Source organism: Streptomyces sp. GESEQ-35, from assembly GCF_017948485.1.
GTDB lineage: Bacteria > Actinomycetota > Actinomycetes > Streptomycetales > Streptomycetaceae > Streptomyces.
The window spans coordinates 280928-305420 of record NZ_JAFFSX010000009.1 but is presented as its reverse complement, the minus strand read 5'-3'; the positions used below and the strand labels follow the sequence as shown (position 1 = coordinate 305420).

Below are 24493 nucleotides of genomic sequence, written 5' to 3'. Positions count from 1 at the left end.
TTGTCAAGCAGCAACCCGCTGCGTGACCCCGCAGACCGACGGCTCCCGCGTATCGCGGGGCCGTCGGGTCTGGTCATCTTCGGCGTCACGGGCGATTTGTCCCGGAAGAAGCTGATGCCCGCGGTGTACGACCTCGCCAACCGAGGTCTCCTGCCGCCGGGCTTCTCCCTCGTCGGCTTCGCACGCCGCGAGTGGCAGAACGAGGACTTCGCACAGGAGGTCCACGACGCGGTCAAGGACCACGCCCGTACGCCGTTCCGCGAGGAGGTCTGGCAGCAGCTCATCCAGGGGATGCGCTTCGTCCAGGGCACCTTCGACGACGACGACGCCTTCGAGCGGCTGCGCGGCACCATCGAGGAACTGGACAAGGCACAGGGCACGGGCGGCAACTTCGCCTTCTATCTGTCCGTCCCGCCGCGCTCCTTCCCGGTGGTCATCCAGCAGCTGAAGAAGCACGGGCTGGCCGACCAGACCAGCGGCTCCTGGCGGCGCGCGGTCATCGAGAAGCCCTTCGGCCACGACCTGAAGTCGGCCGAGGAACTCAACCAGACCGTCGAGGAGGTCTTCGCCCCGGACCAGGTCTTCCGTATCGACCACTACCTGGGCAAGGAGACCGTCCAGAACATCCTGGCGCTGCGCTTCGCCAACACGATGTTCGAGCCGATCTGGAACCGGTCCTTCGTCGACCACGTACAGATCACGATGGCCGAGGACATCGGCATCGGCGGCCGCGCCGGCTACTACGACGGCATCGGCGCCGCGCGTGACGTCATCCAGAACCACCTGCTCCAGCTCATGGCCCTCACGGCCATGGAGGAGCCGGCCTCCTTCGACGCGGACGCACTGGCCGCCGAGAAGACCAAGGTGCTCGGCGCGGTGCGGCTGCCGAAGGACCTGGGCCTGGCCACCGTGCGCGGGCAGTACGCGGCGGGCTGGCAGGGCGGCGAGAAGGCGGTCGGGTACCTCCAGGAGGACGGCATCGACGCCAACTCCAAGACCGACACCTACGCCGCGATCAAGCTGGAGATCGACAACCGCCGCTGGGCGGGCGTCCCCTTCTACCTGCGCACCGGCAAGCGGCTCGGCCGCCGCGTCACCGAGATCGCGGTCGTCTTCCAGCGGGCGCCCCACTCCCCCTTCGACCACACGGCGACGGAGGAACTGGGCAAGAACGCGATCGTCATCCGCGTCCAGCCCGACGAGGGCGTCACCGTCCGCTTCGGCTCCAAGGTGCCCGGCACCTCCATGGAGATCCGGGACGTCTCCATGGACTTCGCGTACGGCGAGTCCTTCACGGAGTCGAGCCCGGAAGCGTACGAGCGCCTGATCCTGGACGTGCTGCTCGGCGACTCGAACCTCTTCCCGCGTACCGAAGAGGTCGAGCTGTCCTGGGAGATCCTCGACCCGATCGAGGAGTACTGGGACAAGAACGGCAAGCCCGCGCAGTACCAGTCCGGAACGTGGGGCCCCGTCGAGGCGGACGAGATGCTCGAACGAGACGGACGGAGCTGGCGCCGGCCATGAAGATAGACCTCACGGACACCACGGCCAGCAAGGTCAACAAGGCCCTGGTCAAGGGGCGTCGCGACATCGGCACGCCCGCCGTCGGCATGGTGCTCACCCTGGTCATCGTCACCGACGAGGAGAACGCCTACGACGCCCTGAAGGCCGCCAACGACGCGTCGCACGAGCACCCCTCGCGCACGCTCGTCGTCATCAAGCGGGTCTCACGCTCCCCGCGTGACCGCACCACCTCGCGCCTGGACGCCGAGGTACGGGTGGGCGCGGACGCCGGCACCGGCGAGACGGTGGTGCTGCGGCTGTACGGCGAGGTGGTCAACCACGCCCAGTCCGTCGTCCTGCCCCTGCTGCTGCCCGACGCGCCGGTGGTGGTCTGGTGGCCGGTCAACGCACCCCTCGACCCGGCCCACGACCCGCTCGGTGCCCTGGCCCAGCGCCGGGTCACCGACACCTACGCCGCCGAGCAGCCCGTACGGGAACTCAGCGCCCGCTCGGACACCTACGCACCCGGCGACACGGACCTCTCGTGGACCCGCATCACGCCCTGGCGTTCGATGCTGGCCGCGGCCCTGGACCAGGTCGTCTGCGAGGTCAAGGCCGTGGAGGTGGAGGGCGAGGAGTTCAACCCGAGCTGTGAGCTGCTGGCGATGTGGCTCGCGGACCGGCTGGACGTCCCCGTGAAGCGGTCGCTGTCGTCGGGCCCCGGTCTGACGGCCGTCCGCATGGACACCAACTGTGGCCCGATCGTCCTCGACCGGGCGGACGGCTCCCTGGCCACCCTGTCCATCGAGGGCCAGCCGGACCGTGCGGTGGCGCTGAAGCGACGGGACACGGCCGAGCTGATCGCCGAGGAGCTGCGGCGGCTCGACCCGGACGACACCTACGCATCGGCGCTGCGGTTCGGCGTGGAGCGGCTGAACGCGGTGTACGGGAACGGCAGCGGCAAGGCCGCGGCCGCGGCGTCGGCCCAGGACGAGGCACCGGTTCAGGAGCCGGCCGCCGATGCCGGTGAAGCCGACACGGGCGGCGAGGCCGTCGCCAAAGGAGCCGCGGCCGCGGCTCCTGTCGAGTCGGCTGCCAAGGCTTCCGCGAAAGAGGCGGCGGCGCAGGCACCGGTGAAGAAGGCGGCGGCGAAGTGAGCACCCCGCAGCTCGTCGTGCACCACGACAAGGAACTGATGGCACAGGCCGCCGCGGCCCGGCTGATCACGAAGATCGTGGACGCCCAGGCCTCGCGCGGCTCCGCGTCGGTGGTGCTCACCGGTGGCCGCAACGGCAACGGCCTGCTCGCCGCGCTGTCCGCCGCTCCGGCCCGGGACGCCGTGGACTGGGGCCGGCTCGACCTGTGGTGGGGGGACGAGCGGTTCCTGCCCGAGGGCGACCCCGAGCGGAATGTCACGCAGGCCCGCGAGGCCCTGCTGGACGCGGTTCCACTCGACCCGAAGCGGGTGCACGCCATGCCCGCCTCGGACGGCCCGTACGGCGCCGACGTGGAGGCGGCGGCCGCCGCCTACGCCGAGGAACTGGCCCGTGCCGCCGGGCCGGAGAACCACGGCGCCGTGCCCACCTTCGACGTCCTGATGCTGGGCGTCGGACCGGACACGCACGTGGCCTCGCTCTTCCCGGAGCTGCCCGCCGTGTACGAGACCGAGCGCACGGTGGTCGGCGTCCACGGCGCCCCCAAGCCCCCGCCGACCCGGGTCACCCTCACGCTCCCCGCGATCCGCGCGGCCCGCGAGGTGTGGCTCCTGGCGGCCGGCGAGGACAAGGCGAACGCCGCGGCGATGGCCCTGTCCGGCGCGGGCGAGGTCCAGGCTCCGGCGGCGGGTGCGTACGGCAGGCAGCGCACCCTGTGGCTGCTGGACGCCGCGGCGGCGTCCCAGCTGCCGCGGTCGCTGTATCCGCCGGCTTCGCCCTGAGAAACCGCTCTTCCGGGAGGCCCCAGGTGATCCACCTGGGGCCTTCTTCTCATGGGGCGATGTTGTGGTTGAGCCGGAACAGGTTCCCGGGGTCGTAACGCCGCTTGATCTGCGTCAGACGGGCGTAGTTTCCGCGGTAGTTGGCCCGTACGCGATCCTGGTCGTCGCTGTCCATGAAGTTGACGTATCCGCCCTCGGCGGAGTGCGGCTGGAGCGCCCCGTAGTAGGCCCGCACCCAGTCCTTCTGGGCCTCGCACTCCTCTCGGGTGCCCAGGGTGGGGCTCAGCGCGGTCGAGAAGTCGACATCCCGGTAGGCGAAGGCGGTGTCCTCGGGCCCGACCCGCTGGACGGCGCCGTCGAGGGGGAACACCACCGTGGAACTCTGGATGGTGGGGGTCGAGGCGCCGTACTCGACGTACGCGTCGATGACGCCGTCCGGCAGGCCCCGGCTGAAGGTGCCCTTCCAGTAGTGGAAGAGTCCGGCGGGCAGCATGTCGTCGAAGAGCGTGTTGAGCACCGGGTAGGGCATACGCCCGACGCTCTGCCCGAGGACGGGACCGAGTCCGGCAAGACGCGCACGAACCGAGTCGTCCTGGTCCTCCGGCCCGGTCCAGCAGGCGACCACTCCGCACATCGGCCGGCCGTGCCAGCGCTCCGGCAGGAACGGCACCGGCGGCCCGAGACCGACGACGAGCAGCGCGCCCAGCTCCTCGTCCGCGTCGGCGATCATCTCCCGGTAGCGGCGGATCACTTCGCCGTCGAGGGGATAGAACGTCGGCCCGCCGAGAATGCCGGCGATCGGATGCAGCCGGTACTCGAACGACGTGACGACCCCGAAGTTCCCGCCCCCGCCGCGCACCGCCCACATCAGGTCGGCGTTCTCCTCCTCGGAGCAGGTCAGGAAGGATCCGTCGGCGGTCACCAGGTCGACCGAGAGCAGGTTGTCGCAGGCCAGTCCGCAGCGCCGGGCGAGATAGCCCATGCCGCCGCCCGTGGTGAGACCGCCGATGCCGGTCGTGGAGACGACCCCGCCGGTGGTGGCCAGGCCGAAGGCGTGCGTGGCGTGGTTGAAGTCGGCCCAGGTGCAGCCGCCCTCGGCCCGCGCGGTACGCGTCCCCGGATCGACCCGGACCCCGCGCATCCGTCCGAGATCGAGGACGACGCCGTCGTCGCAGGTCCCGTGGCCGGAGACGCTGTGGCTGCCGCCGCGCACGGCGAGCGGCAGCCCCTGTTCGCGGGCGAAGTCCACGGTGGCGACGGCATCGCCCGCGTCGACGGCCCTGACGACGATCGCCGGCCGTTTGTCGATCATGGCGTTGTACACCCTGCGGGCATCGTCGTAGTCCGGGTCACCGGGTTCGACGACTTCGCCGCGCACGGCTCCCCGCAGCCGTTCCAGCAGTCGCTCGTCCAGCGCCGTTCGGTATGTGGTCATGGCCTCCACCGGCTTTCCGTGGGCGTCGGGAAACGGGTACGGCTCCGGTGTACGCCCGGGGCCCGGCGGTGCTCATCGCCGGAATCGCCCATCTCGCGGCGCCGGGCATGGGCAGAACAGCCCATGGCTCAGGTCAGGCCCCGCTGGTAGGCGTACGCCGTCGCCGCCGCCCGCGAGTTCACGTCGAGCTTGGCGAAGATGTTGTTGAGGTGCCGGGCGACGGTGTGCTCGCTGATCGTCAGTTCCGCGGCGACGGCCCGGTTCGTCGCACCCGCGGCGACCAGCCGTAGCACCTGCACCTCCCGCTCGGTGAGCCGGCGCTGCTCACCCGCGCTGCCGAGCAGCGCAGCCGCCCGCCGCGCGTCCGGCACGGCGCCGAGCCGCTCGAAGGTCGCCCGCGCGGCCCGCAGCTCCATACGGGCACCCTCGTCGTCGCCGGCGGTGCGGTCGGCGGCGGCCAGCGTCATCCGGACCTGGGCCTCCTCGTACGGGACGTCCAGCGCCAGCCACAGGGACAGCGCGCGGTGCAGCAGCGGCAGGGCACGGTCGAGGTCGTGGTCCGCGTAGGCCACGGCACCGCCCGCCGACGCGGCAACGGCATGCAGCAGGGTCGTGTGCGACTCGCGCCGGCGCTGCCAGTCGCGGGCGAGGGCGTCCAGCTCGGCGGCCGTCGTGCGGGCCTCGTCGGACCGGCCGAGGGCCAGTGAGATCTCGACCTGGGCGGCGAGCAGCCGGCAGCGCCCGAGCCGGTCCTGCCCGTCGCCCGCGAGGGCCAGCCGCAGAGCGGTGGCCGACGCCTCGGCCCGGCCCTGGGCCAGCCGCAGCAGGGCGAGGCCCGGCTGCGGGTCACGGCCGAGTTCGTGCGCCCGCTCGTACGCCGTCTCGGCCGCGGCCAGATCGCCGCGGCGGCGCTGGATGTCCCCGGCGACGTAGAACGCCTCGCCGGCGGTCCTGCGCTCGTTGGGCAGCAGCTCCGCGCAGGTGCGCACGGCCTGGTCCAGCGCCTGTGGCCAGCGGCCGCGCAGCTCCAGCACCTCCACGCGGTGCACCCGGCACAGGCCCCGGAAGTTGTTCTCCGCGGGCATGGCCGCGCACCACTTCATGGCCGCGTCGGTCCACTCGGCGGCGCGGGCGAGATCGACGGACGCCATACAGCGCTGGAGGCCCAGGCAGTAGATCCACCCGGTGAAGAAGGAACTGAGCTCGCCTGCCATCACCGAGCACATCGCGTCGTCGAGCAGGTCGAGCCCCTCGGCGACCCGCCCCTGGTCCAGCAGGACACCCGCCTGCGTCTGGACGCTCATCGCGTGCAGGTCCGGGCTGCCGCAGCGCCGCGCGATCTCCGCCATGCGCCGGGCCACGGCGAGGGCCTCGTCGAACGCCCCGCGCGCCGCGGCCTCCTCCGCCTCCATCCAGGCGAGATAGCACTGCTCGACGCACTCGGGCTCCGCCTTCAGATGCCGCCGCGCCCGGCGCAGCCACCCGGCGGCCACCGCCGTCCGCCCCGCCAGCTGGTGCTCGTAGAAGAGCATCCAGGCGCAGTACCCGGCCCGCCGCTCGGCGCCCGCCGCCACGTACCCGGCGTACGCCTTCATCCGCGCGGTGATCGACTCCTCGATACGGCCGGTCCACCAGGCCGCGTCCGCGTAGGCCGCGAAGTCGTCCGGGGTGAGACGGGCGGACGCGCCGCTGAGCAGGCGGTAGGCCTCCGCCCATGCCTCACGGGCGACGGCGTCCCGGGCCTGCTGAACGGTGCCGGTGATCTGGTCAGCCACACACGGCTCCCTTCTCGCACGCCGCGAGCCGGACCGCCCCTTACCAGGATAGGCAGCCCGAGGGTCGCCGTCACTTGACCGACCCCGCCATCACCCCCTGCACGAAGTGCCGCTGAAACGCGAAGAACACCACGACCGGCACGATCAGCGACACAAAGGCGCCCGGCGCCAGTACGTCGATGTTGCTGCCGAACTGCCGTATCTGGGACTGGAGTTCCACCGTGAGCGGCTGGGCGGAGCTGTCCGCGAACAGCAGGGCCACCAGCATGTCGTTCCAGACCCACAGGAACTGGAAGATGGCGAGGCTGGCGATGGCCGGGCGGCCGACCGGCAGGATGAGGCGGGTGAAGATGCGCCACTCGCTGCCGCCGTCCATCCGGGCCGCCTCCAGCATCTCCTTCGGTATCTCGGCGAAGTAGTTGCGCAGCAGGAACACGGCGAACGGCAGCCCGTAGGCCACGTGGAAGAGCACCACACCCGGGATCGTGCCGAACAGGCCGAGCTGGCCGAAGAGTTTGGCCACCGGCAGCAGACCGATCTGCACCGGCACCACCAACAGCGCGACCACCAGCAGGAAGATCGGCTCGCGGCCGGGGAAGTCCAGCCAGGCGAAGGCGTATCCGGCGAGTGCCGCGATGACGACGACCAGGGTCGTGGCCGGGACCGAGATCAGTACGGTGTTCCAGAAGGCCTGGGTGATGCCGGCGTTCTCCAGCAGCGCGGAGTAGTTGTCGAAGGACAGCTGCCCGGGGCTGGTGAACACCGTCCACCAGCCGCCCGTCGCCGTGTCCTCGGCAGACCGCAGCGACGACAGGAACAGCCCGGCCAGCGGGGTGAGCCAGATCAGGCCCAGCACCACGAGGAAGGCCTGGACCAGGCTGTTGCCCAGGCCCCGTCGGACGGCGTTCATCGCTGACTCCTTCGGAAACGGCGGACGTTGAAGACCATCGCGGGGATCACCAGGAGCAGCAGCAGCACACCGAGCGCGCTGCCGAGTCCCTGGTCGTTGCCGCCCCCGAAGGACACCAGCCACATCTGCGTCGCCAGGACGGTCGCGTCCTCCTGCACCGGTCCGGGCGCGATGATGTAGACGAGGTCGAAGACCTTCATCACGTTGATCACCAGGGTCACGAACACCACGGTCAGCACCGGCCCGAGCAGCGGCACGGTGATCTTCCGGAAGATCTGCCACTCGTTGGCGCCGTCCATCCGGGCCGCTTCCAGCGCGTCCCGGGGCAGCGTCGCCAGCCCCGCGCCGATCAGCACCATCGCGAAGCCGGTCCAGATCCACAGATACGCCCCGATGATCGCGGGCGTCACGAGCGCCGGCCCGAGCCAGGAGACGCCGTCGTAGGGCGGGGCGAAGTTCGACGCGGGCAGTTGCACGGTGTACGAGCCCTCGGCGAGCCCTTCGAAGCGGAAGGAGCCGTCGGACGCGGTGGTCGCCGTGCCGACCGTCTTCCCGTCGCGCACCGCCTCCACCGTCATCTCCGGCAGCCCGCTCTCCTGCCGGTCGACCCTGCCCTGCTCCCCTCCCCCGCCGGGAGTGAAGTCCAGGTACACGACACCGCGCAGCTCACCGGTGGCGGCCTGCTGCCCGGCCGCCGCGTAGGCGGGCTCGGCGCCGTCCGGCACGTCGCCAGGCAGTACGCCGACCAGGCCGAGCGCCACCGTGTCGCCCGGCGAGACGCCCGCGGTTGTCCGGTACGCCCCGTCCGCCGCCTTGGCCATCCCCTCGCCGTCGCGTGCCCGGGCCGTCGGATACGACGACGTGCCCTGGACGGCGTCGTGGACGCCGACCACCGCGGCGTTCAGCACGCCCTTGTCCGGATCCTCGTCGTAGGCGAGCCGGAAGATGATGCCGGCGGCGAGGAAGGAGACCGCCATGGGCATGAACAGCAGCAGCTTGAACGCCGTCGCCCAGCGGACCTTCTCCACCAGCACGGCCAGGATCAGCCCCAGCCCGGTCAGCAGCGTCGGCGCCACGACGACCCAGATCGCGGTGTTGCGTACGGCCTTGAGGGTCGCCGGGTCGCGGAACATCTCGGTGTAGTTGTCGCCGCCGACGAACTGTGTCCCGGACGCGTCGAAGAAGCTGCGGCCGACGGAGAACAGCACCGGGTAGACGACGAGGGCGCCGAGCAGGAGCAGGGCGGGGAGGACGAACAGCAGGGCGACGATCCGCCCCCGCCGCCGCAGGCGCCGGCCCCGTCCGGCACCGGCGGCGGCCGGGCGCCCCCGCCGCCGCAGGCGCCGGCCCCGTCCGGCACCGGCGGCGGCCGGGGGGCTCGTCTCTTTCACGAGGGTCGCGGTCATGGCCGTCAGTTCCCGTACGCCTTGGCCGCCGCGCCCTCCAGCTCGGCGGCGGTGCCCTTCGGGTCCGAGGGGTCGCGCAGGAAGTCCTGGAGGATCTTCCACTCGCCCGCGCCCTTGGTGCCGCCGAAGGCCGCCGGCGCCTGGTCGGACATGTCGAAGCGGACCGAATCGCCCGCGCCGACCAGGGACTTGGCGGTGGCCCGGGCGACGTCGTCGCCGTAGGAGGCGAGGTCGAGCCCCTTGTTCGGGGAGAGGAAGCCGCCCGCCTCGGCCCACACCTCCGCGGCCTCGGGGGTCGCGAGGTACTCCAGGAGCTTCATGCCGGCGTCGGCGTTCTTGCCGTCCTTGAGGACGACGGCCGCGTCTCCGCCGCTGACCACCGGCGCGGTGCCACCGGCGACCGCCGGGAACGGGAAGAAGTTCGCGTCCTCGCCGATGTTCTTGCCGAACTGGTCCTTGGCGACACCGGCGACGAAGTCGCCCTCGTAGACCATGCCGGCCTCGGGCTTCGGCCCGAACACCTTCTCCACCGAGCCCGGGAAGTCGGTGTTGAGGGCCCCCTTCTGACCGCCCGCGACCAGCTGCTTGTCCTTGAACAGCTTGCCGAGCGTGGTGAGCGCCTCGACCACACTGGCGTCGGTCCACTTCAGCTCGTGGGCGGCCAGGGCGTCGTACTTCTCGGGGCCGGCCTGGGAGAGGTAGACGTTCTCGAACCAGTCGGTGAGCGTCCAGCCGTCCTGCCCTGCGACCGAGAACGCGGCAAGACCGGAGTCGGAGACCGTCTGCCCGGCCTTCAGCATCTCGTCGTACGTCGCCGGAGGCTCGACCCCGGCCTGGGCGAGGGCGTCGGGGCTGTACCAGACGGTCGACTTGTGGGCAGCCTTGAAGTACAGGCCGTACAGCGTGCTGTCGACGCTGCCGTACGTCTTCCAGACATCCGCGTAGTTGGCGCCGACGGACTGCTTGGCGGTCTTGGACAGCGGCTTGAGCCAGCCCTCCTTCGCGAACTGCTGGAGCACGCCGACCTGCGGGACCATCACGACGTCGGGGGCGTTGCCGCCCTCGATCTTGCTGCCGACGACGGTGGAGACGTTGTCCCCGGTGGACACGAACTGGGTCTTCGCGCCGGTCTTCTCGCCGAAGGCGTCGAGCACCTTCTGGAAGTTCTCCTGCTCGCTGCCGGACCAGACTCCGGCCACGGTGACCGTCTCGCCGCTGAGCGCCTTGTCACCTCCGCCGGCCGTGACCGGGCCGCCGCCACAGGCGGTGGCGCCGAGCGCCAGTACGAGGCCGATGCAGCCGGTGAGCAGGGTGGTACGTCGTCGCATCATCGTTGATGTCCCTTCGGAGGGTGGGGAATTGACGTGAGGTCACTGATCCACCAGGCGGCCGTCGAGCCGGGCAGCACCCCGTCCTCCGGGCACGGCCCGCTGGACAGCAGCGGGGTGCCGGAGACCGGTGCGGGCACGGGCGCCGTGGTGAAGTTGACGGCGCAGACCAGGTCGTCGCCGCGGACGAAGGTGAGGACGCCCGGCGGGCTGTCCAGCCAGCGCAGCGTGCCCTCGCCCAACTGGGGCAGGGAGGCTCGTAGTTGGAGGCCGTCGCGGTAGAGGTGCCAGAAGGAGCGGGTGTCGGCGAGGGCCCGGTCGGTGGCGTGCTCGGCGAACCACTCCGGCTGCGGCAGCCACGGCTTCACGCCCTCCACCCCGGAGGTGAAGCCGAACGGCGAGGCCTGTCCCGACCAGGGCAGCGGCACCCGGCAGCCGTCACGGATCCCGGCCCGGCTGCCGGTACGGCGGAAGATCGGGTCGGTGAGCACATCGTCCGGCAGGTCGACGACCTCGGGCAGACCCAGCTCCTCGCCCTGGTAGATGTACGCGGCTCCGGGCAGCGCGAGCAGCAACAGCGCGGCGGCGCGGGCGCGGGCGGCACCGAGACCGCCGCACTCGGTGGCCGGTTCGCCGTAGCGGGTGACGGTGCGGATCTGGTCGTGGTTGTTGAGGACCCAGGTGACCGTCGAGCCCGTGCCGGCTATGTCCTCCATGGCCTCGGAGACGACCTTGCGGAAGGCGTCGGCGTCCCAGGCCGCGCCGAGCAGGTCGAAGAAGAAGGCCTGGTGGAGTTCGTCGGAGCGGACGTACTCGGCGTGTTCGCGGGCGGTCGGGACGGACACCTCGCCGACCAGCAGCCGCTCACGGCCGTCGCGGGCGGCGTATTCCTCGCACACGGCCCGCCAGTGCCGCCACACGTCGTGCACCTCGGGCTGGTTCCAGGCGAGCGGGTTGACCGAGTCCCGGGTGCGGGCGTCGGCCTCCGGGTCGTCCGAGTCGGGCAGCTCGGGGTGCTTGAAGAGGCCGGCGGCGACGTCGATCCGGAAGCCGTCGATGCCCCGGTCCAGCCAGAAGCGGAGGATCCGGTCGAACTCGGCGCCGATCTCGGGGTTGCGCCAGTTCCAGTCGGGCTGCTCGGGCGCGAACATGTGCAGGTACCACTGGCCGGGCCGCCCGTCCGCCTCGGTCACCCGGCTCCAGGCCGGGCCGCCGAACATGGAGTGCCAGTTGTTGGGCGGCTCGGCGCCGTCGGGTCCACGGCCGTCGGTGAAGTGGAAGCGGGCGCGGGCCGCGCTGCCCGGTCCGGCGTCGAGCGCCGCACGGAACCACGGGTGCTCGCTGGAGCAGTGGTTGGGAACGATGTCGAGCAGCACCCTGATGCCGAGCCGTCGGGCCGCCGCCATCAGCAGGTCGAACTCGGCGAGGTCGCCGAAGACGGGATCGACATCGCAGTAGTCGGCCACGTCGTAGCCGTGGTCGTGTTGGGGCGAGGGGTAGAAGGGGCTCAGCCAGATCCCGTCGACGCCGAGCTTCTTCAGATACGGCAGTCCGGCCCTGACCCCCGCGAGATCGCCGATGCCGTCTCCGGTGCTGTCCAGGAAGCTGCGGACGTACACCTGGTAGATCACCGCGTCGCGCCACCAGTGCTGCTTGTTCAACCCATTGACCTGTCTCTGCGAGGGCTGACGGTTATGCATGCATGTTAAGTAGACGTGTCGCAGAGGTGTCAATGAATACGTCGCGCATACCGAGCAGTTGGCCAGGCAAATGGGGACCTATCTGGACACAAAACGACAGGCCGATACGTCAGCGTTACCTAACAGGTAACTATCGTCGGGAGATGGCCGCGAGCTCGCGCGCCAGCCGTCGCACCGCGTCCCCGGACGTCTCACGCCCGGTCATCGCGTCCTGCACGGCCGCCTGCACCACCAGGCTGACCTGGTCGTAGCGCGGGCTCTTGGGACGCGGCGCGGCGGTGAGCACGCTCTCGCGCAGGGTCGGCAGATATGGAAAGCGCCGGATGAGCGCGGGATCGTCATAGAGCGCGGCGCGCACCGGTGGCAGCGTGCCCCGGGTGAGGACCTGGCGCTGGACGGGTTCGCTGGTGAGGTACGCGAGCAGGCGTGCGGCCGTGTCAGGGTGCCGCGCATGGGTGTTCACGGCCAGATTGGAGCCGCCGAGCACGCTCGCGCCCGGCCCGTCGGGACCGGGCAGCGGCACGACCCCGACCTTCCCGGCCAGCGGGGACCCCTCGGCCGAGGCGGCGGCGTAGGCGTACGGCCAGTTACGCAGGAACAACAGGCTGCCGTCGAGGAAGGCCTGCTTGGACTCCTCCTCCTTGTAGGCCAGCGCCCGACGCGGGATCCAGCCCTCGCGCACCCCGCGGGCCAGGAACCCGATACCGTCGCGGGCCGCCTCCGAGTTCACGGTGACGCGCTCCCCCTCGTCGCCCAGAATCGTGCCGCCGGCCGAGTACACGGCCTCGGCCGCGTTGACGGTGAGCCCCTCGTACGGCAGGAACTGGCCGGCATAGCCGTCGAGGCCGTACTTCGGGGCGACTGTCCGCGCGGCCCGCTCCAGCTCGGCCCAGGTGCGCGGCGGCGGCAGGCCCTCCCTCGCGAGGACGTCCTTGCGGTAGAGCAGCAGGGCGGCGTTGGTGACGTAGGGAACGGCGTACAGCCGCCCGTCGTACGTCGCCGTGTCGACGACCGGGGGCAGGAACGAACCGAGCGGGAAGCGGTCGCGTGACAGCGGGCGGATCCAGCCGGCCGCCGCGAACTCGGAGGTCCAGGCGACGTCGATGTTGAGGACGTCGAAGCGGCCGCGGTCGCCGCCGCGCAGGTCGGTGATCATCTGCGCGCGGGTCTCGTCGGCCGAGTCGGGGAGCTCGACGAGCGTCACCTTCTCGTCGGGATGGGTACGGTTCCATCCCGCCAGCAGGGGGCCGAGGTAGCCGGTGAGGTCTCCGGCGGTGGCGAGGGTCAAGGGCCCCCGGCCGCCCGCGGCCGGCTCGTCGGCCCGTGCGCCGGAGGCCACGTAACCGGTCAAGATCACGGCGAGGACGAGAAGGCCCCTACCGGCGGCATGTATCCACCGCATAGGTTCCTCCCTGTGCACCGGCGCCGAGCACCTTCGCCCGGAGTCAGAGGCCATGTATACCTGTTAGGTATGGGCGATACTAGGGTCTGTAGCACATTACAAGGACGCGGGGAGGAGAGGACGAGTGCGCCTGCCGCTCCTGGCACTCCTCGCGCGCGGACCGGCGCATGGCTACGAGCTCAAGCAGGACCTTGAGCAACTGCTGGGCTCCGCGTACCCTCAGCCCAACATCGGCCAGATCTACGTGACCCTCGGCCGCCTCGAGAAGTCGGGACTGATCGAGGGCGAAGAGGTCGAGCAGTCCAACCGGCCCAACAAGAAGATCTACCACCTCACCGACGCCGGGCGTGAGGCGCTGCACGCCTGGTACGAGGAGACGGCGGACGAGCCGCGGGTGCGGGACGAGTTCTTCATGAAGCTCGCCCTCGCCCCGCAGACCGGTCTGGCCGACCAGATCGTGCTGATCAACAAGCAGCGGCGCCAGTACCTGAACACCATGCGCAGCCTGTCGAAGCTGGCCGCCGCCGAGGACCGGGACAACCGTGTCGCCCATCTGCTGATCGAGGGCGCGATGCTGCATCTACAGGCCGACCTCGACTGGTTGGAACGCTGCCAGGAGGAACTGGAGGAGTCGGAGTGAGCGAGAGCCCCTCTCCTCTGCTGCGCGCCGAGGGCCTGGTCAAGACGCACCGCGGCGAGGGTGCCCCGGCGCATGCCGTGCGCGGGGTCGATCTGTGCGTGACGCGGGGCGAGTTCGTGGCCGTCACCGGCCCGTCCGGCGCCGGCAAGTCGACGCTGCTGCACCTGCTCGGAGGACTGCAACGACCGGACGGCGGCAGCATCTGGCTGGACGGCGAGTCGACGGACTCCTACAGCGAGGCGCGCTGGGCGGTGGAGCGGCGCCGGAGCATCGGGATCGTCTTCCAGTTCTTCAACCTGGTCTCCAACCTCTCCGTCGCGGACAACGTCGAGCTGCCCGCTCTCCTCGCCGGGGTGCCGCCGAAGCGTGCGCGGGCCGAGCGGGAGGCGCTGCTTGCCGAACTGGGGCTGACCGGCAAGGAGCGCAGCATGCCGGGCGAGCTGTCGGGCGGCGAGCAGCAGCGGGTCGCGCTGGCCCGTGCCCTGGTCAACCACCCGCCGCTGCTGCTGGCCGACGAGCCGGCCGGCAGCCTGGACAGCCGGGGCACCCGCGAGGTGACGCGGCTGCTCTCCCGCTTCCACCAGCGCGGCCAGACCATCGTGCTGGTCACCCATGACGCCCGGCTGGCGAGCGCCGCGGACCGGGTCATCAGCTTCTTCGACGGACGCATCGCGGACGACGCCGAACTGACCGGCACACCGTCACGCCGGGTCGGTACGTCCGGGGTGCTGGAGCTGAAGGACTGATCCGCGGTGGACGACGAACTGGCGCCCGGCCGCCCGGACGCGCGCGAGCCGGGACGATCCGGGCCGGGAGACTGAAGCCCATGCGAGCAACCCTGCGCTGGGTGCACTCCGATCTGCGCACACACCGTGGCGAAGCGCTGTTCATCGTGCTCGCCACCGCCGGAGTCGTCGTCTCCCTGCTCCTGGCGACGGCACTCTTCGGCTACGCCACCAACCCCTGGCAGCGTGTCTTCACACAGTCACGGGACGCGCACGTGTGGATCCACACCGCCCCCTCCGCCGACGCGCGCACACTCGCCGCTCTGGACGGCGTCGAATCCATCGCCGGCCCCTACCCCACCGAGTCGGCCACCGTGGCCTCCCGCGGCGTCCGCGCCTCGGTCGAACTGCGCGGCACCACCGCCCGGCCCGCCATCGGGCGCCCGCTCCTCACCTCGGGCCGCTGGCTGGACGGCACACACCCCGACGGCGTGGTGCTGGAGAGCCATCTGGCCCGCGCCCTGCTCGCCGAGCCCGGAGACGTCCTCGCCCTGCCCGGCACCGCGCGCACCCTGACCGTCGCCGGGATCGCCGACAGCGCCGAGCCGCGCTACCGCCCCGGCGAGCGCCCGGGACTCGTATGGGCGCTGCCCTCCGCCGTACGCGCCCCGGACAGCGAGGTGACCGGCCTGCGCCTGACGGATCCCGACGACACGGACTACGCCGTCCAGCGCGCCGTCACCGTCCTCGGCGCCGGCGCGGTCAGCGAGGTCTCCACCTGGCAGCAGGCCCGGTCCGAGGCACAGGGCGACACCCGGCTCCTCGGCCAGGTGCTCGGTCTGTTCGGGCTCGGCGCGCTGCTCGCCGCCGGGCTGGCCGTGCACGGGGCGATCGGCACCCGCATCCGGGGCCATCTGCGCGACATCTCGGTACTGAAGGCGATCGGCTTCACGCCTGGTCAGGTCGTCCGCGTCTTCCTGCTCCAGCACGTCGCCTACGCCCTGTTCGGCGCGGTGGCCGCGGCAGCACTCACCCAGGCTCTGGGGCGCCGGATACCGGGCCGCCTCGGGGACGCGGTCGGCATGTGGCAGGGACTGCCGGGGCACACCGCGGCTCTGCTGGCGATACCCGTGGGTGCCGTGCTGTTCATCGCCGCGACGACCGGGCTCGCGGCCTGGCGCGCGGGCCGGGTGTCCCCGGTGCCGGTGCCGAGGACCGCCGCGCCGGCGACCGGCCGACTGTCCGGCCTGGCGCGCGGGGCACTCGGGCTGCGGCTGCCGCCGGCCCTGGTCCTGGGCTGGCACAAGGCGTTCCCCCGCCGGCCGCGGACGCCGGCCACCGTCGCCCGGCTCGCGCTGCCCCTGCTGCTGATCGTGGTGGCGATGAGCGCGTGGACCACCATCGACCGCTTCCACAGCAGGCCCGACCAGGTCGGCCTCGCCGCCGCGCTCACCGTCCGCCCCGACAGCGAGGTCGGTGACCGCGACGTCCGGGCCCTGCTCGACCGCGACCCGCGGATCGCCGCAGCGCACGCGGGCGTCGAGGTAGCGGCCCTGGTACCGGGCCAGACGGCCACCATCGCCCTGCGCGGTCTCGGCACCCGCCAGGACCCGTACCCTTACGCCCTGGCCGAGGGCCGCCCGGCGCACGGCCGGGACGAGGCGGTGGCCGGACAGGGGCTGCTCGATCTGCTGGACGTGCACGTCGGCGACTGGGTGCGCATGACCGTGGGCGACCAGCCGCAGATCCTGCACATCGTGGGCCGCAGCATCGAGCCGGAGAACGCCGGACGGGTCATCTCCACCTCGCTCGACACCCTCCGCGAGAACGACCCCCGACTGCGCCCCACGCTCTACCAGCTGCGCCTCCAGCCGGGCGCCGCCGCCCACGAGGTGGCGGACGACCTGGACAGGGCGGCCCGAGGGCACCTGGACGTGCACGCCGTGCCGAACCCGGCGGACGGGCTGTCACCGCTGCGCGGAGTCGTGCTCGGGCTGATCGCCGTCCTCGCCCTCATCGGGATCGTCGAGCTGCTGACCGTGATCGGCGGCAGCGTCCGCGAGGGCGAGCGGGACCTGCTGGCGCTCAAGGCCGTCGGCCTGACCCCGCGACAGATCACCGCCATCACCGTCACCGCCACTGCCTGCACCGCCCTGGCCGCGGTCCTGCTCGGCACGGCGCTGGGGCTGCCCCTCGCGCACTGGCTCATCGACACCCAGGGCAGGTCCAGCGGCATCGGCGCCGGGATAGCTCAGGGTCCCTCGCCCGTACTCCTGCTGCTGTTCGGCGCAGCCGCCGTACTCGGCGCCGCCGCCCTCGCCGCCCTGCCCGCGACCCGCGCGGCCGGCCGCCGACTCGCCGACACGCTGAGCGCGGTGGCATAGAGCCCCGCGGGAAGCGGACGGCCCGGACCGCACGCTTCCCGCAGCACGGTCACTGCCTGCCGCGCAACTCCCGGTACTTGGCGACCAGGGCCTTGCTGGACGCGTCAAGGCCGGGCACCTCCGCGCCCTCGGTCAGCGCGGGCTCGACGCGCTTGGCGAGGACCTTGCCCAGCTCGACGCCCCACTGGTCGAAGGAGTCGATGTTCCAGACGGCACCCTGCACGAACACCTTGTGCTCATAGAGGGCGATCAGCTGGCCGAGGACCGACGGGGTCAGCTCACGCGCGAGGATCGTGGTCGTGGGGTGGTTGCCCAGGAACGTCTTGTGCGCCACCAGCTCCTCGGGCACACCCTCCGCGCGCACATCGTCCGGCGTCTTGCCGAAGGCCAGCGCCTGCGTCTGGGCGAAGAAGTTCGCCATCAACAGGTCGTGCTGTGCTCCCAGTTCGTCGCTCAGCTCGGCGACCGGCTCGGCGAAGCCGATGAAGTCGGCCGGGATCAACTTCGTGCCCTGGTGGATCAGCTGGTAGTACGCGTGCTGCCCGTTGGTGCCGGGCGTGCCCCAGACGACGGGCCCCGTCTGCCACTCCACCGGGATGCCGTCCCGCCCGACGTACTTGCCGTTGGACTCCATGTCCAGCTGCTGCAAGTAGGCGGTGAACTTGGAGAGGTAGTGGCTGTAGGGCAGCACCGCGTGCGACTGGGCGTCATGGAAGTTGCCGTACCAGATGCCCAACAGGCCGAGCAGCAGCGGCACGTTGGCCTCGGCGGGTGTGCTCTTGAAGTGCTCGTCGACGATCCGGAACCCGTCGAGCATCTCCCGGAACCGGTCCGGACCGATGGCGATCATCAGGGACAGGCCGATCGCCGAGTCGAACGAGTAGCGGCCGCCTACCCAGTCCCAGAACTCGAACATGTTGGCCGTGTCGATGCCGAAGTCCGACACCTTCTCGGAGTTCGTCGACAGCGCCACGAAGTGCTTGGCGACAGCCTCCTGACCGGCCTTCAGCTCGCCCAGCAGCCAGTTGCGTGCCGAAGTCGCGTTGGTGATCGTCTCGATCGTGGTGAACGTCTTGGAGGCGACGATGAACAGCGTCTGAGCCGCGTCCAGGTCACGGACGGCCTCGTGCAGGTCGGCCCCGTCCACGTTCGACACGAAGCGGACCGTCAGGTCGCGGTCGGTGAAGCTGCGCAGCACCTCGTACGCCATCGCCGGGCCGAGGTCGGAGCCGCCGATGCCGATATTGACCACGTTCTTGATGCGCTTGCCGGTGTGGCCGGTCCAGGCGCCGGAACGGACGCGCTCGGCGAAGCCGGCCATCTTGTCGAGGACGGCGTGCACACCGGGCACGACGTTCTCCCCGTCGACCTCGACCACCGCGTCCCGCGGCGCGCGCAGCGCGGTGTGCAGTACCGCGCGGTCCTCGGTGGTGTTGATCTTCTCGCCGCGGAACATGGCGTCCCTGAGGCCGAACACATCGGTGGCGGCGGCCAGCTCGCGCAGCAGCCGCAGCGTCTCGTCGGTGACGAGGTGCTTGGAGTAGTCGACGTAGAGGTCGCCGACCTGGAGCGTGTAGCCGGAGCCGCGGCCGGGGTCGGCGGCGAACAGCTCGCGCAGCTGCGCGACGCCGAGTTCCTCGCGATGCTTGGCCAGCGCGGTCCACTCGGGCGTCTGGTTGAGCCGGGTACGGCCGTCTGCGTTCATGTCGGACTTCAGCCTTCTTCCTGCCTGCTCGTGCTGCGTGCGTACCTTGCCCCGCTGCCGGTCCCAACCTAATTGATCAGCGCGGGACGTGACCTGCCGTGACGTCGTCGTGCGGTGCAACAACAAGTACGTTCACCTTGAGCGCGGGTATCAGCGCGGTGACGGACAGGACGAAGAAGGCGGCCGCAAGCAGGGCGGGGGTGTTCAGTCCCCAGGCAGCGGCGACCACTCCGCCCAGCAGGGCGCCCAGCGGTGCCCCGGCGGCGCCGACCGTCCGGAAGGCGGAGCTGACCCGGCCCAGCAGCTCGGCGGGGCTGCGCTGCTGCACCAGGGTCGTGCTGTTGACGTTCCACACCATGTTCATGAACCCGAACACGGCCATGGCGGCAGCCAGTGCGACCAGGCTGCGCACCGAGCCCATCACGACGAGCGCACCGGTCTGCACGACCCCGGCGAGCAGCACCCCCCGGACCCGGCCCACCCGGGCGACGATCGGGCCGCCGGCCACCCCGCCGGTCAGGCTGCCGACGGTGAATGCCGTCATGGCCATCGCGTAGCCCGTGGTGCCCGCGTCCAGCCAGCCCGTCACCAGGAGCACCAGCATGGCGATGAGGGCGCCCATGCCGATGTTGCACAGGGCGGTGGCGGCGCACAGGCCGCGCAGGGCCCGGTCCCGCCACAGGGTGCGCAGCCCTTCCGCGATCTCCCGGCGCAGGGTGCTGCCCGCCGGTCCGGGCTTCCGCTCGGGCGGCGGGGTCCGCAGGGAGGCGACCAGCGCGGCCGCCAACAGGAACGTGACCGCGTCGGCCGCGAAGGGCACCGCCGCTCCGGCCGCGATCAGCAGGGGCACGACCGGCGCGCCCAGCAGACCGCCCGCGACGCGCTGGCCGGTCAGCAGGCGCGCATTCGCGCCGCCGAGCGCCGCGCGGTCCACCAGGGCGGGCAGCAGGGCCGTCGACGCGTTGTCGAAGAGTGTCTGGAGGGTGGTCAGGGCGAAGGCCAGCGCGATCAGCAGGGCGATCGAGGCGTGTCCGAGAGCCACGGCCGCCGCGAAACACGCGACCAGCAGGCCTCGTACCGCATCGACCATCCACATCGCGCGCCGCTGGTCCACGCGGTCGGCCACGGCGCCGCCCAGCAGCCCGAAGACGATCCAGGGCAGATAGCCACAGGCCGTCACCGCGGCGATGAGCAGCGGCCGGTCGGTCAGCGTCGCGGCGAGCAGCGGCAGCGCGGCCGTACGCAATGCGTCACCGAAGCTGGAGAGCACGGCGGCGCTCCACAGCCGCCCGAACCCTCCACGCCACACCGGAGCGCACTCGTCCCCCGCCTCGACCGTCGCCACGTCTCCCCCTCACGATTCGCCCGATGCACAAACCGTAGAGGGCACCACTGACAATCGGTCCGGGAGCGGGAGCCCGGCGGCCGCAAAACAGCTCCGGCCAGGCACCTCTCGGTACCCGGCCGGTCCTCAACCTCTAGATTTCGCCTCGCAGTTTGGCGAGTGCCTCGGCGAGGATCGCCTCGCCGTCCGCGTCGCTGCGCCGCTCCCGTACATACGCGAGGTGCGTCTTGTACGGCTCGGTGCGCGGCGGGTCCGGCGGGTTGTCCCGGTCTTGTCCTGCGGGGAAGCCGCAGCGCGGGCAGTCCCAGGTATCGGGGACCTGCGCGTCGCTGGCGAAGCTGGGCTGCGTCTCGTGCCCGTTGGAGCACCAGAAGGAGATGCGCAGCCGGGGCGCGGACTCGCCCCGCTCGGCCTCGCCCATCGGCCCCGCCCCGACCCGGCTTCCTCGGATCGCGTTGCCACTTGCCACGGTCGTAACTCCCTGCGTGATGGTGCCGCGAAGCGAGTCGGCGTTTCGCTTCGCTGCGAGCGCCTCAGTCTACGTAAGGCCCAACGCGCGTCCAGTGATTGGAGTTACAGCCCTCACACCTAGACGCAAGCCCCATGATAGGTGGCGCTCAGCTGCGCGTACCGAACATGGGGCCTTACGTACGGATTGTGCGTGCCGTTCAGTTGTTCACCTTCATCATGATGCCGAGCACGACGATGGTGGCAAACCACAGCAGACCGACCACCACGGTGATGCGGTCGAGGTTGCGCTCGGCGACCGAGGAGCCACCGACGGACGACTGCATGCCGCCACCGAACATGTCGGAGAGGCCGCCGCCCTTCCCCTTGTGCATCAGCACCAGCAGCATCAGCAGCCCGCTGAAGACGATCAGGGCGATCGAGAACCCCATAACCACGGCTGGACCAACTTCCTCGGATCTGGATGGACGACAGGGGCACAGCCACTGGGCTGCGCCCCCGCAAGGGTACGACGTTCCGCCGCTACCGCATACTCACTGGTCGCGGAAGCGCACGATCTTGACGAACTCGTCCGCGTCCAGCGACGCCCCGCCGACCAGCGCACCGTCGACATCGGCCTGGGCCATGATCTCGGCCACGTTGCCCGCCTTGACGGAGCCGCCGTACTGGATGCGGACCTGGTCGGCCAGCTCCTGGGAGTACAGCTCGGCGAGCTTGCCCCGGATGGCCGCGCAGACCTCCTGGGCGTCCTCGGCGCCGCAGACCTTGCCGGTGCCGATGGCCCAGACGGGCTCGTAGGCGATCACGATGGCCTCGGCCTGCTCGGCCGGGAGGTCCTTCAGACCGCCCTCGACCTGGGCGAGGGTGTGCGTGACGTGGTTGCCCGCCTCGCGGATCTCCAGCTCCTCGCCGACGCACATGATCGGCGTCAGCCCGTGCTTGTAGGCGGCCTTGACCTTGGCGTTGACGATCTCGTCGGTCTCGGCGTGGTACTGACGGCGCTCGGAGTGACCGATCGCCACATACGTGCACTTCAGCTTGGCCAGCATCGGGCCGGAGATCTCGCCGGTGTAGGCGCCGGAGTCGTGTGCCGAGATGTCCTGGGCGCCGTACTTGATCTTGAGCTTGTCGCCGTCGACCAGGGTCTGCACGGAGCGCAGGTCGGTGAAGGGCGGCAGGACGGCGACCTCGACGGCCTCGTAGTCCTTGTCCGCGAGGGCGAAGGCGAGCTTCTGGACGTGGGCGATGGCCTCGAGGTGGTTGAGGTTCATCTTCCAGTTGCCCGCCATCAGCGGCGTGCGCGTGCTCATTAAGGTCAGTCCTCCAGTGCGGCGAGGCCGGGGAGCGTCTTGCCCTCGAGGTATTCGAGGGAGGCGCCGCCACCGGTCGAGATGTGGCCGAATGCGGTCTCGTCGAAGCCCAGGATGCGGACGGCCGCGGCGGAGTCGCCACCGCCGACGACAGTGAAGCCCGGGGAGTCGAGGAGGGCCTGGGCGACCGCCTTGGTGCCCTCGGCGTAATCGGGGTGTTCAAAGACGCCCATGGGGCCGTTCCAGAAGACGGTGGCGGCGTCGGTGAGCTTCGAGGCGTACAGCTTGCGGGACTCCGGACCGATGTCCAGGCCCATCTGGTCGGCGGGCATCGCGTCCGCGGCGACGGTGGTGGGGTTCGCGGGAGCCTTGGTCTTCAGGTCCGGGAATTCGGAGCCGGTCAGCACGTCGACGGGGAGGACCAGCTCGACGCCGCTCTTCTCCGCACGCTCGATGTACTCCTTGACGGTCGGGATCTGGTCCTCCTGGAGGAGGGAGATGCCTACCTCGTAGCCCTTGGCCTTGAGGAAGGTGTACGCCATACCGCCACCGATGAGCAGACGGTCCGCCTTGCCGAGCAGCTGGTCGATGACGGCGAGCTTGTCGGAGACCTTGGCTCCGCCCAGCGCGACGACGTACGGACGCTGGACGTCCTCGGTGAGCTTCTTCAGGACGCCGACCTCGGTGGCGATGAGGTAGCCGGCGTAGTGCGGCAGACGGGCCGGGAGGTCGTATACCGAGGCGTGCTTGCGGTGGACCGCGCCGAAACCGTCGCCGACGTAGACGTCCACGAGGGCCGCCAGCTGGTCGGCGAACTCGCCGCGCTCGGTGTCGTCCTTGGAGGTCTCGCCGGCGTTGAAGCGCAGGTTCTCGATGACCGCGACCTGGCCGGGCTGGAGACCGTTCACCGCGTCGTGGGCGGCGGGGCCGACGGTGTCCTGGGCGAACGCGACCGGGGCGCCGAGGAGTTCAGCGAGCCGCTCGGCGGCCTGGAGCAGGGAGAACGCCGGGTCCGGGGCGCCCTTGGGGCGGCCCAGGTGCGAGGCGACGACCACCTTGGCGTCCGCGTCGGCGAGGGCCTTGATGGTCGGCAGGACCGCGCGGATACGGCCGTCGTCGGTGATGAGGCCGTCGGCCATCGGCACGTTGAGGTCGGCACGGACGAAGACCCGCTTGCCGGCCACGCCTTCGGCGAGAAGTTCGTCGATCGTCTTCATGAGGGACTCCTGGAACGGGGCTCTTGATCGTAAGAGGGCTGGTCGATCTGCACGCGAGCGGGCTCGCTGTACGTGAGTCAGGGCTCGGACAGCGCGTGCGCCGCCCGAGCCCTGCTCTCACATCGAGATGCCTGCTCTGTGGATCAGAGCTGGTTGCCGACGAAGACCGTGAGGTCGACGAGGCGGTTGGAGTAGCCCCACTCGTTGTCGTACCAGCCGAGGATCTTCACCGACGTGCCCTCCTGGACCATGGTCAGGGAGGAGTCGAAGGTGCAGGACGACGGGTCGCCGACGATGTCCGAGGAGACGATCTCGTCCTCGGTGTAGGTCAGGTAGCCCTGAAGCTCGCCCTCGGAGGCCTTCTTGAAGGCGGCGTTGACCTCGTCCTTGGTGACCTCGCGCGACAGCTCCACGACGAGGTCGGTGGCCGAGCCGGTCGGGACCGGGACGCGCATCGCGATGCCGTCCAGCTTGCCCTTGAGCTGCGGCAGGACCAGGGCGGTGGCCTTGGCGGCACCGGTGGTGGTCGGGATGATGTTCTCGGCGGCGGCACGCGCGCGACGCAGGTCCTTGTGCGGGAAGTCCAGGATGCGCTGGTCGTTCGTGTACGCGTGGACGGTCGTCATCAGACCCTTGACGATGCCGAAGTTCTCGTCGAGGACCTTGGCCATCGGCGCCACACAGTTGGTGGTGCAGGAGGCGTTGGAGATGACGTGGTGGTTCGCCGCGTCGTACTTGTTCTCGTTGACGCCCATCACGATGGTGATGTCCTCGTCCTTGGCCGGAGCCGAGATGAGGACCTTCTTGGCGCCGCCGGCGATGTGCTTCTCGGCGTCGGCCTTCTTCGTGAAGATGCCGGTCGACTCGATGACGATGTCGACGCCCAGCTCGCCCCACGGGATGTCGGAGGGGTTGCGCTCGGAGAGCACCTTGATCGTGTGACCGTCGACGGTGATCGTGTCGGCGGTGTGGGTGACCTCGTGCTTCAGGCGGCCCAGGATCGTGTCGTACTTAAGCAGGTGAGCGGTGGTCGCGGTGTCACCCAGGTCGTTGACAGCCACGATCTCGATGTCTGCACCCTGCTCCAGCAGCGCGCGGAAGTAGTTACGACCGATGCGGCCAAAGCCGTTGATGCCTACGCGGATCGTCACGAACCGATCTCCTCGTTGGTACGCCGGTTTCGAGACCGGCGAGCTGTATGGGATGTCCCCGACCGCCTACGACCCTACCTCCCTGAGGCCTCGGGAGTGACATCGAGATGCCCCATACACGGCAGGGCGGTCCGTACCCGCCAGTAGGGGTAC

20 protein-coding genes are annotated in these 24493 nt (G+C 70.7%); 6 read left to right on the top strand and 14 right to left on the bottom strand.

Going from position 1 to position 24493, the window contains the following annotated elements:
* The 3 genes from zwf to pgl are packed head-to-tail and all read left to right on the top strand — an operon-like array spanning nt 1 to nt 3439.
* Nucleotides 1–1524 (top strand): glucose-6-phosphate dehydrogenase, encoded by a 1524-nt coding sequence (gene zwf / locus KCH87_RS20270; protein ID WP_210587577.1) that lies wholly within the window; start codon nt 1–3, stop codon nt 1522–1524.
* A complete protein-coding gene (gene opcA / locus KCH87_RS20265) occupies nt 1521–2660 on the top strand; it encodes a glucose-6-phosphate dehydrogenase assembly protein OpcA (RefSeq protein ID WP_210587576.1) in 1140 nt (379 codons plus the stop codon). Before zwf ends, opcA begins: the two co-directional genes overlap by 4 nt.
* The gene (gene pgl / locus KCH87_RS20260) at nt 2657–3439 is read left to right on the top strand and encodes a 6-phosphogluconolactonase (protein WP_210587575.1); all 783 of its coding nucleotides are present in this window, start codon (nt 2657–2659) and stop codon (nt 3437–3439) included. Before opcA ends, pgl begins: the two co-directional genes overlap by 4 nt.
* 49 nt (nt 3440–3488) lie before the next feature.
* Here the strand turns inward: pgl and KCH87_RS20255 are convergent, their stop codons facing one another.
* The 7 genes from KCH87_RS20255 to KCH87_RS20225 form a co-directional block, all read right to left on the bottom strand.
* Nucleotides 3489–4874, bottom strand: coding sequence for an FAD-binding oxidoreductase (locus tag KCH87_RS20255; protein ID WP_210587574.1), 1386 nt, complete (start codon nt 4872–4874; stop codon nt 3489–3491).
* Nucleotides 4875–5002: 128 nt separating this feature from the next.
* The gene (locus KCH87_RS20250; protein WP_308298868.1) at nt 5003–6649 is read right to left on the bottom strand and encodes a LuxR C-terminal-related transcriptional regulator; all 1647 of its coding nucleotides are present in this window, start codon (nt 6647–6649) and stop codon (nt 5003–5005) included.
* Between the two features lie 70 nt (nt 6650–6719).
* Nucleotides 6720–7559, bottom strand: coding sequence for a carbohydrate ABC transporter permease (locus tag KCH87_RS20245; protein WP_210587573.1), 840 nt, complete (start codon nt 7557–7559; stop codon nt 6720–6722).
* On the bottom strand, nt 7556–8965 hold the full coding sequence (locus KCH87_RS20240) for an ABC transporter permease subunit (protein ID WP_210587572.1): 1410 nt from the start codon (nt 8963–8965) through the stop codon (nt 7556–7558). Before KCH87_RS20240 ends, KCH87_RS20245 begins: the two co-directional genes overlap by 4 nt.
* A 5-nt stretch (nt 8966–8970) precedes the next feature.
* Nucleotides 8971–10296 carry an ABC transporter substrate-binding protein gene (locus KCH87_RS20235; protein WP_210587571.1) on the bottom strand — a complete coding sequence of 442 codons (1326 nt, stop codon included), beginning with the start codon at nt 10294–10296 and terminating at the stop codon, nt 8971–8973.
* Entirely contained in the window at nt 10293–11993 is a 1701-nt protein-coding gene (locus KCH87_RS20230) for a glycoside hydrolase family 13 protein (RefSeq protein ID WP_210587570.1), read from the bottom strand. The genes KCH87_RS20235 and KCH87_RS20230 overlap by 4 nt, the downstream gene beginning before the upstream one ends.
* A 130-nt stretch (nt 11994–12123) precedes the next feature.
* A complete protein-coding gene (locus KCH87_RS20225; protein WP_210587569.1) occupies nt 12124–13395 on the bottom strand; it encodes an ABC transporter substrate-binding protein in 1272 nt (423 codons plus the stop codon).
* Nucleotides 13396–13519: 124 nt separating this feature from the next.
* Between KCH87_RS20225 and KCH87_RS20220 the strand changes: the two genes are divergently transcribed.
* The 3 genes from KCH87_RS20220 (at nt 13520) to KCH87_RS20210 (ending at nt 17144) form a co-directional block, all read left to right on the top strand.
* The gene (locus tag KCH87_RS20220) at nt 13520–14035 is read left to right on the top strand and encodes a PadR family transcriptional regulator (protein ID WP_210587568.1); all 516 of its coding nucleotides are present in this window, start codon (nt 13520–13522) and stop codon (nt 14033–14035) included.
* Nucleotides 14032–14781 carry an ABC transporter ATP-binding protein gene (locus tag KCH87_RS20215; protein WP_210587567.1) on the top strand — a complete coding sequence of 250 codons (750 nt, stop codon included), beginning with the start codon at nt 14032–14034 and terminating at the stop codon, nt 14779–14781. The genes KCH87_RS20220 and KCH87_RS20215 overlap by 4 nt, the downstream gene beginning before the upstream one ends.
* Nucleotides 14782–14861: 80 nt before the next feature.
* Nucleotides 14862–17144, top strand: a complete 2283-nt coding sequence (locus KCH87_RS20210) for an ABC transporter permease (protein ID WP_210587566.1) — start codon at nt 14862–14864, stop codon at nt 17142–17144.
* Between the two features lie 49 nt (nt 17145–17193).
* Here the strand turns inward: KCH87_RS20210 and pgi are convergent, their stop codons facing one another.
* The 7 genes from pgi to gap form a co-directional block, all read right to left on the bottom strand.
* On the bottom strand, nt 17194–18849 hold the full coding sequence (gene pgi, locus KCH87_RS20205; protein ID WP_210587565.1) for a glucose-6-phosphate isomerase: 1656 nt from the start codon (nt 18847–18849) through the stop codon (nt 17194–17196).
* 76 nt (nt 18850–18925) lie between these two features.
* On the bottom strand, nt 18926–20194 hold the full coding sequence (locus tag KCH87_RS20200) for an MFS transporter (protein WP_210587564.1): 1269 nt from the start codon (nt 20192–20194) through the stop codon (nt 18926–18928).
* A 133-nt stretch (nt 20195–20327) separates the two neighbouring features.
* Nucleotides 20328–20663, bottom strand: coding sequence for an RNA polymerase-binding protein RbpA (locus KCH87_RS20195; protein ID WP_003957010.1), 336 nt, complete (start codon nt 20661–20663; stop codon nt 20328–20330).
* 199 nt (nt 20664–20862) lie between these two features.
* Nucleotides 20863–21093: a preprotein translocase subunit SecG gene (gene secG, locus KCH87_RS20190; protein WP_210587563.1), complete on the bottom strand. Its 231-nt coding sequence runs from the start codon at nt 21091–21093 to the stop codon at nt 20863–20865.
* A gap of 102 nt (nt 21094–21195) precedes the next feature.
* Complete coding sequence (gene tpiA / locus KCH87_RS20185) at nt 21196–21972, bottom strand: triose-phosphate isomerase (RefSeq protein ID WP_210587562.1); 777 nt, start codon at nt 21970–21972, stop codon at nt 21196–21198.
* A 5-nt stretch (nt 21973–21977) separates the two neighbouring features.
* Nucleotides 21978–23189: a phosphoglycerate kinase gene (gene pgk / locus KCH87_RS20180; protein WP_210587561.1), complete on the bottom strand. Its 1212-nt coding sequence runs from the start codon at nt 23187–23189 to the stop codon at nt 21978–21980.
* A 143-nt stretch (nt 23190–23332) separates the two neighbouring features.
* Nucleotides 23333–24340, bottom strand: a complete 1008-nt coding sequence (gap, locus tag KCH87_RS20175; RefSeq protein WP_210587560.1) for a type I glyceraldehyde-3-phosphate dehydrogenase — start codon at nt 24338–24340, stop codon at nt 23333–23335.
* Nucleotides 24341–24493 lie beyond the last annotated feature (153 nt).

What these genes read in the sequence shown, in the direction of transcription:
- KCH87_RS20245 (WP_210587573.1), bottom strand. Translation starts at nt 7,559, where the DNA reads ATGAACGCCGTCCGACGGGGCCTGGGCAACAGCCTGGTCCAGGCCTTC.
- KCH87_RS20210 (WP_210587566.1), top strand. Translation starts at nt 14,862, where the DNA reads ATGCGAGCAACCCTGCGCTGGGTGCACTCCGATCTGCGCACACACCGT.
- pgi (WP_210587565.1), bottom strand. Translation starts at nt 18,849, where the DNA reads ATGAACGCAGACGGCCGTACCCGGCTCAACCAGACGCCCGAGTGGACC.
- tpiA (WP_210587562.1), bottom strand. Translation starts at nt 21,972, where the DNA reads ATGAGCACGCGCACGCCGCTGATGGCGGGCAACTGGAAGATGAACCTC.
- secG (WP_210587563.1), bottom strand. Translation starts at nt 21,093, where the DNA reads ATGGGGTTCTCGATCGCCCTGATCGTCTTCAGCGGGCTGCTGATGCTG.
- KCH87_RS20235 (WP_210587571.1), bottom strand. Translation starts at nt 10,296, where the DNA reads ATGATGCGACGACGTACCACCCTGCTCACCGGCTGCATCGGCCTCGTA.
- KCH87_RS20230 (WP_210587570.1), bottom strand. Translation starts at nt 11,993, where the DNA reads ATGCATAACCGTCAGCCCTCGCAGAGACAGGTCAATGGGTTGAACAAG.
- pgk (WP_210587561.1), bottom strand. Translation starts at nt 23,189, where the DNA reads ATGAAGACGATCGACGAACTTCTCGCCGAAGGCGTGGCCGGCAAGCGG.
- KCH87_RS20255 (WP_210587574.1), bottom strand. Translation starts at nt 4,874, where the DNA reads ATGACCACATACCGAACGGCGCTGGACGAGCGACTGCTGGAACGGCTG.
- KCH87_RS20225 (WP_210587569.1), bottom strand. Translation starts at nt 13,395, where the DNA reads ATGCGGTGGATACATGCCGCCGGTAGGGGCCTTCTCGTCCTCGCCGTG.
- KCH87_RS20240 (WP_210587572.1), bottom strand. Translation starts at nt 8,965, where the DNA reads ATGACCGCGACCCTCGTGAAAGAGACGAGCCCCCCGGCCGCCGCCGGT.
- opcA (WP_210587576.1), top strand. Translation starts at nt 1,521, where the DNA reads ATGAAGATAGACCTCACGGACACCACGGCCAGCAAGGTCAACAAGGCC.